This is a genomic window from Tolypothrix sp. FACHB-123 (genome assembly GCF_014697075.1).
Classification (GTDB): Bacteria; Cyanobacteriota; Cyanobacteriia; order Cyanobacteriales; family Nostocaceae; genus Aulosira.
Genome location: NZ_JACJRE010000031.1, coordinates 91,293 through 100,129, shown reverse-complemented (window position 1 = coordinate 100,129; position 8,837 = coordinate 91,293). Strand labels below are relative to the sequence as shown.

At 42.2% G+C, this 8,837-nt stretch carries 10 protein-coding genes; 8 read left to right on the top strand and 2 right to left on the bottom strand.

The window, feature by feature from the left end; translation table 11 throughout:
- From H6G41_RS20320 to glgA, 4 genes are all read left to right on the top strand, one after another.
- On the top strand, positions 1-249 hold a 249-nt coding region (locus H6G41_RS20320; protein ID WP_190747985.1), incomplete at its 5' end, for a hypothetical protein.
- Positions 250-324: 75 nt separating this feature from the next.
- Complete coding sequence (locus H6G41_RS20315) at positions 325-678, top strand: lysozyme inhibitor LprI family protein (RefSeq protein ID WP_306790440.1); 354 nt, start codon at positions 325-327, stop codon at positions 676-678.
- Between the two features lie 162 nt (positions 679-840).
- Positions 841-1,812, top strand: coding sequence for a hydroxymethylbilane synthase (gene hemC / locus H6G41_RS20310; protein WP_190747983.1), 972 nt, complete (start codon positions 841-843; stop codon positions 1,810-1,812).
- 116 nt (positions 1,813-1,928) lie between these two features.
- Positions 1,929-3,350, top strand: coding sequence for a glycogen synthase GlgA (gene glgA, locus H6G41_RS20305; RefSeq protein ID WP_190747982.1), 1,422 nt, complete (start codon positions 1,929-1,931; stop codon positions 3,348-3,350).
- 176 nt (positions 3,351-3,526) lie between these two features.
- Here the strand turns inward: glgA and wecB are convergent, their stop codons facing one another.
- Both wecB and H6G41_RS20295 read right to left on the bottom strand, forming a co-directional pair.
- Positions 3,527-4,633: a non-hydrolyzing UDP-N-acetylglucosamine 2-epimerase gene (wecB, locus tag H6G41_RS20300; protein WP_190747981.1), complete on the bottom strand. Its 1,107-nt coding sequence runs from the start codon at positions 4,631-4,633 to the stop codon at positions 3,527-3,529.
- 249 nt (positions 4,634-4,882) lie between these two features.
- Positions 4,883-5,257 (bottom strand): hypothetical protein, encoded by a 375-nt coding sequence (locus H6G41_RS20295; RefSeq protein WP_190747980.1) that lies wholly within the window; start codon positions 5,255-5,257, stop codon positions 4,883-4,885.
- 694 nt (positions 5,258-5,951) lie between these two features.
- On the opposite strand from H6G41_RS20295, the gene H6G41_RS20290 reads away from it, so the two are divergent.
- From H6G41_RS20290 to H6G41_RS20275, 4 genes are all read left to right on the top strand, one after another.
- The gene (locus tag H6G41_RS20290; protein ID WP_190747979.1) at positions 5,952-7,280 is read left to right on the top strand and encodes a type IV pilus twitching motility protein PilT; all 1,329 of its coding nucleotides are present in this window, start codon (positions 5,952-5,954) and stop codon (positions 7,278-7,280) included.
- A gap of 118 nt (positions 7,281-7,398) precedes the next feature.
- Positions 7,399-7,548 carry a hypothetical protein gene (locus H6G41_RS20285; protein ID WP_190747978.1) on the top strand — a complete coding sequence of 50 codons (150 nt, stop codon included), beginning with the start codon at positions 7,399-7,401 and terminating at the stop codon, positions 7,546-7,548.
- Positions 7,549-7,575: 27 nt separating this feature from the next.
- Entirely contained in the window at positions 7,576-8,337 is a 762-nt protein-coding gene (locus H6G41_RS20280; protein ID WP_190747977.1) for a circadian clock KaiB family protein, read from the top strand.
- A 176-nt stretch (positions 8,338-8,513) separates the two neighbouring features.
- Positions 8,514-8,792 (top strand): hypothetical protein, encoded by a 279-nt coding sequence (locus H6G41_RS20275; RefSeq protein WP_190747976.1) that lies wholly within the window; start codon positions 8,514-8,516, stop codon positions 8,790-8,792.
- The last annotated feature ends 45 nt before the right edge of the window (positions 8,793-8,837 follow it).

Here is an 8,837-nt window from a genome sequence, read left to right as displayed (position 1 = left end):
GATCAAAACGACTTTGACGACGATCAAAACGACTTTGATGACGATCAAAACGACTTTGACGACGATCAAAACGACTTTGATGACGATCAAAACGACTTTGATGACGATCAAAACGACTTTGACGACGATCAAAACGATTTTGACGACGATCAAAACGATTTTGAGCGAAGCGAGGCTTCTCGGAGAGTACGTCTTGTCGTAGACATCGCATCATGCTTTATATTATTTAGTGAATATACGCAAATTTAAAAATGAATGAAGCTTTTTTTACAAAAATTTTTAAGCATTACTGCCTTCAGTAGTTTGTCTATTGGGACTTTGACAATGGCAAGCCCAACACCGGAAACCTCAAAGATACAGTTAGCCCAAAAGCTCAATTGTGATAATGCCCAAACTCAAACCGAAATTAATCGATGTGCCCAGTTATCCTATCAAAATGCTGATAAAAAATTGAATCAAGTTTATCGACAACTTTTACCAACTTTATCTAGTTCCAGAAAACAGAAATTAATTACTGCACAGCAAGCATGGATTAAGTTTCGCGATAGCAGTTGTGAGTTTGAACGCAGCGCATTTCAGGGAGGAACTATCGCACCTGCAATTTATTTAGGTTGCTTGGAACAGACTACACAACAGCGTACTGAACAATTACAAGAATATCTTCATACTGAAAATTAATACCAGCGCTCTTATTTGCTCTAATCTGGTAAAACCTGTAAATAAATGTAAAGAAAATCGCAATTAAACTTAACTCAAATTAAGCAATTAGCATCCGGTAAGTCACTCACTGCGGTAGTCTAGATGAAAGTGAAATTATCGCCTTGTTTGACATTTTGTTTTATGACTTCAACTGTTTCCAGTCCTGCACGCACAATCCGTATTGGTTCTCGTAAAAGTCAACTGGCTCTGGTTCAAACCCACTGGGTAAAAGAGCAACTCCAAAAAAGCTATCCTGAGATTGCTTTTGAAGTCCATACCATGTCTACCCAAGGCGACAAAATCCTGGATGTAGCATTAGCCAAAATTGGTGATAAAGGATTATTTACCAAAGAATTAGAAGTTGGGATGCTCAACAAGGAGATTGATTTTGCGGTGCATTCCCTCAAGGATCTGCCAACTAAATTACCAGAAGGTTTAACATTGGCAGCAATTACCGAAAGGGAAAATCCAGCAGATGCTTTGGTACTGCACGAAAAGTACAAAGGTCAGCAAATTGATACTTTACCAGCAGGTGCAGTAATTGGTACATCCTCTCTGCGGAGATTAGCCCAGTTACGCCATAAATTCCCCCATTTTACATTTAAAGATGTGCGGGGAAATTTGAATACACGCATGGCTAAATTAGATGCGGGTGAATATGATGCTTTAATTTTGGCAGTTGCAGGGTTAGAGCGGTTGGGAATGAGCGATCGCATTCACCAAATTCTTCCTGCGGAAGTTTCTCTTCATGCAGTCGGTCAAGGTGCTTTGGGTATAGAATGCCGTGCAGATGATACCGAATTGATATCTCTGCTCAAAGCTATCGAACATTCCGAAACCCGCGATCGCTGTTTAGCTGAACGTGCCTTTTTACGCGATCTCGAAGGTGGCTGTCAAGTACCCATTGGTGTAAATACGGAAATTACTGGTGATACTTTAACCTTGACAGGCATAGTTGCTAGCGTCGATGGGCAAAACATAGTCAAAGACACTGTTACCGGAGAAGCCAAGAACGCCGAACAGCTAGGTACACAACTTGCGCATTTATTGCGAGAACAAGGCGCACAAGAAATTTTGGATGTCATTTTTACCGAAATCCAAAGAGGTTCTTAAGCCAATCCGCACCCGGATATGGTTAGATAAGTAATCAGTGAACAGTGAAAAAGTCATGATTGAGTAACTGACAACTGATTCACTGTGTAGGCAGAATCGGGGAAACATATATTACCATGCGGATTCTATTTGTTGCAGCAGAGGCAGCTCCAGTTGCCAAAGTTGGCGGAATGGGTGATGTTGTCGGCGCATTGCCCAAAATCTTGAGAAAAATGGGGCATGATGTGCGGATATTCTTGCCCTACTATGGCTTTCTTCCAGACAAGATGGACATTCCTACTGAACCCATCTGGCGGGGATATGCCATGTTTCAGGACTTTGCTGTTTACGAAGGCGTCCTTCCTGGTACTGATGTTCCCTTGTATTTATTTGGACATCCTGCCTTTATGCCTCGGCGGATTTATTCCGGAGAGGATGAAGACTGGCGGTTCACTTTGTTTGCTAACGGTGCAGCCGAATTTTGCTGGAATTATTGGAAGCCAGAGATTGTCCACTGTCACGATTGGCATACAGGGATGATTCCCGTATGGATGAACCAAGATCCAGATATCACCAGCGTGTTCACCATCCATAACTTGGCTTATCAGGGGCCTTGGCGTTGGTATTTAGAAAAAATTACTTGGTGTCCTTGGTATATGCAAGGACACAATACAATGGCGGCGGCCGTGCAATATGCAGACAGGGTAAATACTGTATCTCCCACCTACGCTGAGCAAATTAAAACACCTGCTTACGGTGAAACCATTGAAGGTTTATTGTCTTTTATTAGCGGTAAGTTATCTGGGATTATTAACGGTATAGATACTGAAGTTTATAACCCAGAAAATGACAAATATATTGCCCAAACCTTTACTAGCGATACTTTAGATAAACGTAAAGCCAACAAAATCGCCTTACAAGAAGAAGTCGGGTTAGAAGTTAATTCCAAAGCTTTTTTAATTGGCATGGTTTCTAGGTTAGTAGAGCAAAAAGGCTTGGATTTAGTCATCCAAATCCTCGATCGCTTCCTCGCATATACTGACGCGCAATTTGTGTTGCTGGGAACAGGCGATCGCTATTACGAAACCCAAATGTGGCAGTTAGCATCCCGCTATCCCGGACGCATGGCTACTTACCTGCTGTATAACGATGCTTTATCTCGCCGTATCTACGCTGGTACAGATGCCTTCTTAATGCCTAGCCGCTTTGAACCCTGCGGTATCAGCCAAATGATGGCTTTGCGTTACGGTTCCGTCCCCATTGTTCGCCGTACAGGCGGGTTAGTAGATACAGTATCCCATTTCGACCCCATGAACGGTGTCGGTACTGGTTATTGTTTTGACCGCTATGAACCCCTAGATTTATTCACCTGCATGATTCGCGCTTGGGAAGGTTTCCGTTTCAAACCCCAATGGCAGGAATTACAAAAACGTGGTATGAGTCAGGATTTCAGCTGGTATCAATCAGCCAAGCAATACGTCAAGCTGTATAGATCCATTTACGGCTTACCAGAAGAAGAGGAAGAAGAGAAGGCGGAGTTGGTTTTGCCGGTGAGTTAGTAGGGATTGGGGACTGATGAGGCAGGGGAGCAGGGAGCAGGGAGCAGGGGGACAAGGAATTTTAGATTTTAGATTTGCGATTTTGGATTCCAATCTAAAATCCAAAATCCAAAATCCAAAATTGTTTCAATGCCCCATGCCCCATGCCCCATGCCCCATACCCCATACCCCATGCCCTAAAAATAATTTTTGACGATTTGCAAAATGCGATCGCTCGCTTTACCATCGCCAAAGGGATTAATGGCGTTAGCCATTGTGTTATAGGCTACAGAATTACTTAGTAACTCAGCCGCAGCCGCCACAATATTATCAGTTTGGGTTCCCACCAGTTTAGCTGTACCCGCCGCCACAGCTTCCGGTCTTTCTGTGGTTTCCCGCAAAACTAATACAGGTTTACCAAGACTGGGTGCTTCTTCTTGCAAACCGCCAGAATCAGTTAGCAAAAAATGCGATCGCGCGATCGCACCCACCAATTCTGCATAATCTAAAGGTTCTGTCAGAAAAATTCGCGGATGATTTCCCAATAGCGCTTGTAATGGCTCTCTTACCGTCGGATTGCGGTGTAGTGGTAATAGTAGCGCTGTATCAGGAAACTTATCTAATATCTGTAAAAACCCTTGCGCAATTCCTTGTAGCGGTTCTCCCCAATTTTCCCGGCGATGAACTGTCGCCAACAACGTGCGATAGGATGACCAATCTAAACCAGGTATATTACAAGCTGGTTGATTTGCAGCCACATTTAACAGCGCATCAATTACAGTATTCCCAGTTAAATGAATTTCACCTAAAACCCCAGAACGCTCTAAATTTTCCACAGCTAAGGGTGTGGGTGCAAAATGCAATTGCGTAATTTGGGAAATCAGCCGTCGGTTAGCTTCTTCTGGGTAAGGATTAAACAAGTCATCAGTTCTTAACCCAGCTTCCACATGACCTACAGGAATTTTTTGATAAAATGCCGCCAAAGCTGCCGCAAAAGCAGTAGTCGTATCTCCCTGAACTATGACTAAATCTGGCTTGCGATCGTGAAACAGCGCCTCTAAACCCCGCAGACTGCGACAGGTAATATCACTCAAAGATTGCTGAGGCTGCATAATCTCCAAGTCATTATCTGCTTTCAGGTCAAATAGTTGCATTACTTGCTCAACCATTTCCCGATGCTGTCCAGTCAAAATTACTTGTGACTCAAAATCTGGAGACCTTTGAAAGACTTGAATTACCGGAGCTAGTTTAATCGCCTCCGGACGAGTACCAAGGATTATATAAACTCGTTTTTGATTAGTCATTAGTCATTAGTCATTAGTCAATGGTCAATGGTCAATGGTCAATGGTCAATGGTCAATAGTCAATAGTAAACTACCTACAAGAAAATGAGGGGGATGAAGAAGTGTGGGGAGTGTGGTGAGTGTGGGAAGAATATAAAAAACCTTCCTCTCCTCCCAATGACAACTGACAACTGACAACTGACAACTGACAAATAAACATGAAAAAACCCGGCTTAACCGGGCAGATGTACTGTTTGTCGAATTTAGTAATTACATTTTGATTTCGCAAGTTAATGGGCAAGCCGCGTAGACTGTAGTTTGCATTTGTTCTGCTTCTCCATGCAGCCAACTTAACCATTTAATTTGTTTTGGATGTACTCCCTTCGCAGTTAGCACTCCCGCCGCCAATACAACTGCCATAACATTAAATAAAATCAACCCACCTGCTACTAACAAAACTGCACTAACAGGCATCACAGATTGCAACACAATCGACAACAGACACCCGACCGTAGCCATCAAAACAACTAATGGAAATCCGACAACTAACAAACATACTGCCAATGTGAAAGTCCAGATCAAAAAACTTTTGATCGTTAACAAGGAGTAGGTCTTATTGAGATTAGAGCTATCTGCCGAAACCATGACTTTTCCTCCCAAATACACAGCAAAAACTGAACTGCAAATATCTCGGTTCCCGAAGAAACTGAAACTATTAATTAGAAGTTAAGTATATAAAAACCTATTCCTCAGATGAGCATTTATTTACTAAACTTTACAGTTAATTTTTTGTAATTATGAATGTAAAGTCGAGTTTATATATAAGAAAAATGCTTGATATCTGCATCTATCTGTAGGTATAGAAGCCAAACGGACTCGGCTTTGAAGCTGCCTTATCCACCCCTAGAAGCGATCCCGCTTAACATTTCTTATATTAACAGACTAAGATTCTCATAATTCAAGAGATGTGTCTGAATAAATATCTGCTAATGTTTTGTGCTGTTAATTGCTATCAACTTTTGTCTAAACCTGAGATGAAAATTCTCATTTAAACAGGTTCAAGTATTTATTTAATACAAAAGTCAATTTAAATACATATATTTATATGTATTATCCCTGATGTTTATGCAGGGTTTAAGTATGTTAAACAGGTGTATAGATACTATATAAAAATTATCGGAATAATCGATGCTAGCAAGAAAGTAAAAAAAAGTACTAACGCCGATTACAAGCAAGAATTGACTCACGAACACCGACTACTCAACACAGAAGCACCACCAGACCATTCACAGGTGACTTCTTACTAATTTATGTTTTGTTCTCTTCATTGTAAAGATTTATGACAGACTTACAGCGTCCACCAAGTCCTCATTCGGCGGCTACACGTCCAGCACCACCAGCGCCACCACCACCACCAGCGCCACCACCACCACCAGCACCGCCACCAACGTTAAGCACACAACGTCAGGCTACGCAAACATTAGATATGTCAAACGCTCCAGGAATGAGTGCTGCGCCGCCACCGATACCAACTGCTAACCCAGCTGCGGCTCATCGTCCGGGGACTCCCCCGCCAATTCCTAATGCAACGAAACAAAACAGCATTCCCAGTCTGACTTTAGAACAGCTCATCAAGGAAGCTTTTGATAAAGGATTTTCTGATATTCACTTGGGTGTAGGTGAAGTACCCCGCTTTCGTAACCGAGGGGAAATTGAGTCAACAAATTATCCCGAAACTGATAAAGACACTTTTATGAGTTGGATGCGGGAGGTATTAACTGAAGGAGAAATTCAGCGGTTTCAAGAACAATTAGAATTTGACGGCGCAACCCAGTATGAATTTGCTCGCGTGCGGATTAATATCTTTGACTCCCTCAAAGGCTCTGCAATGGTGTTGCGGTTAATTCCGCTAAAAATCTTAACTATGGAACAGTTGCGGTTACCCCCTGTGTTTAGGGATATCTGTCATGTTCACAAAGGGTTAATTCTGGTAACCGGGCCTACTGGTTCTGGTAAGTCTACAACGATGGCGGCAATGATTGACTATATCAATAAAGAAATGCCGAAGCACATTATTACCATTGAAGACCCCATTGAATTTGTTCACAGAAGCCAAAAATCTTTAATTAAACAGCGGGAAGTGGGAATGCACACCCGCAAATTTGATAACGCCTTAAAAGCTGCTTTGCGGGAAGACCCAGATTTGATTCTTGTGGGTGAAATGCGGGATAAAGAAACAGTCAACACAGCGTTAAAAGCGGCTCAAACAGGTCACTTAGTGATGGGAACCCTGCACACTAACAGTGCAGTCAAAACCATTGAGCGGATATTGAATCTTTACTCTGGGGAAGAACAAGATGCCATGCGGGTGGCAATTTCTGAGTCTCTAGTCTCAGTAATTGCCCAAGGTTTGTGCCGCACCACAGATGGTAAGCGGGCGGCATTCCACGATATCCTAATTAACACTGAGGCAATTAAGGAGTGGATCAAAGACGGTAAATACGATGAAATTAGCGAACTGATGAAACAAGCCAGCTTTGATGGCATGATTACAATGAATCAGTCGTTGTATAACCTCTACCAAGACGGGCGCATCACTGAAGAAACCGCTTTGGAAATGTCTCCAACTCCTAACGAAATGGCGCAATTCCTTAGAGGTAGAGTTTAATTAAAAAGGCACGCCTCGACTTCGCTCGGCGACCGGGCAGAAGGCAGAAGACAGAAGGACAGCGAAGGAAGACAAGGGAGACAAGGGAAACATAGAGAATTGTGCCCAATGACGGCAGTTGCTTCAAGTCGGCAAAGCCGCCCAACGCACTGCCTCCCCCATACCCCATGCCCCATGCCCCATGCTCCATGCCCAATGCCCAATGCCCAATGCCCAATGCCCAATACCCAATGCCCAATGCCCCATGCCCCATGCCCCATGCCCATAATTAAGTTCTCTATTTTCCTTAACGACGTTGAATACAGGCAAAGTATCTCAAAACCAGCTATTTAAAGGTATTGCTCTATTTACACCCGGTGGAGATTTGATTTATACCATCGATCCTAGTAAACAAGGTCGATGGCATTTGCATTTGTGTGCTGCTTTACAGGAAATTTTGGACTTAGTAGAACCGCCTCATTTTTTGGTTCCTTGTTATACTGCGACTGTTGATCATTGGTTAGATCCACGCACGCAACAAGTACGAACTTTTGCCGAAGCTTATCCAGCTGTGTTAAGACATCAGGCTGTATTAAATGCGATTTTTGGTACAGGGGATTTAGTATGGCAAGCAGCACCCTGGCCTGATGGATTGTGCGATCGCATGGTATTGTCAACTTACCGCGCTTCATTTCCCCAGCTTTGGGAAGATCACGATTTGATTGTGCAATTAGATATTGCTGAACCAACTTTTCCGAGTGAGCGGGTAGCGAAAAAAGTACAAAATCTACCACTAAAAACTCAAGCTTACGTGCTGCGCTTATTTGTAGCCGGACATAGTGCAGCCACAGAAAAGATTTTACATAATTTACACGAATTATTAGAGCGATCGCTCGCCCAACCTTATACTCTCAAAGTTGTTGATGTTTTAACTAATCCCGAACAAGCAGAAATCGATCAGGTAACTGCTACTCCTACCTTAGTTAAAGTTTGGCCGCATCCTATTCGCCGCTTAGTTGGCGATTTGGATCGGGGAGATAAAATTTTACAAATGTTAGGCGCTCAAGAAAAAACTTAAATTTAAATATGTTTTTATTCAGCGAGCAACTATAGCTCATTTTCTATGACTATGCCTTTTAATATATGCATATATAAGTATGCTTATTAGCTATTATCTCAGCAATTAGATAGGTGAAATGGCATTTGTGTAAATGGTTTAATATTATCGGAAGATTTGCGATTAAATTTGAAATTATGGACAATACGTTAGTTGATAAAACTTTCCGCGATCGTGAGTGCAATATTGTTATAGCTCAAGCACCAAATCCACCACTGATTGTTTGGATAGTTAGTAGTTTACTGTCTCTCGTCTTTACCGCTGGTACAGTCCATACAGTGTTAGATGTAATTGCAACTGGCTCTTTGTTTACCTGGGCGTGTTTAGAAATATTTGACGGTGTTAATTATTTTCGCAGAGGTTTAGGTCTGGTTGTATTGATTGGTCTTATTGCATTAAAAGTTCAGTACTCATAACAGAGTAATATCAATTCAAATAATAATTGAAGTAACATTAATTAT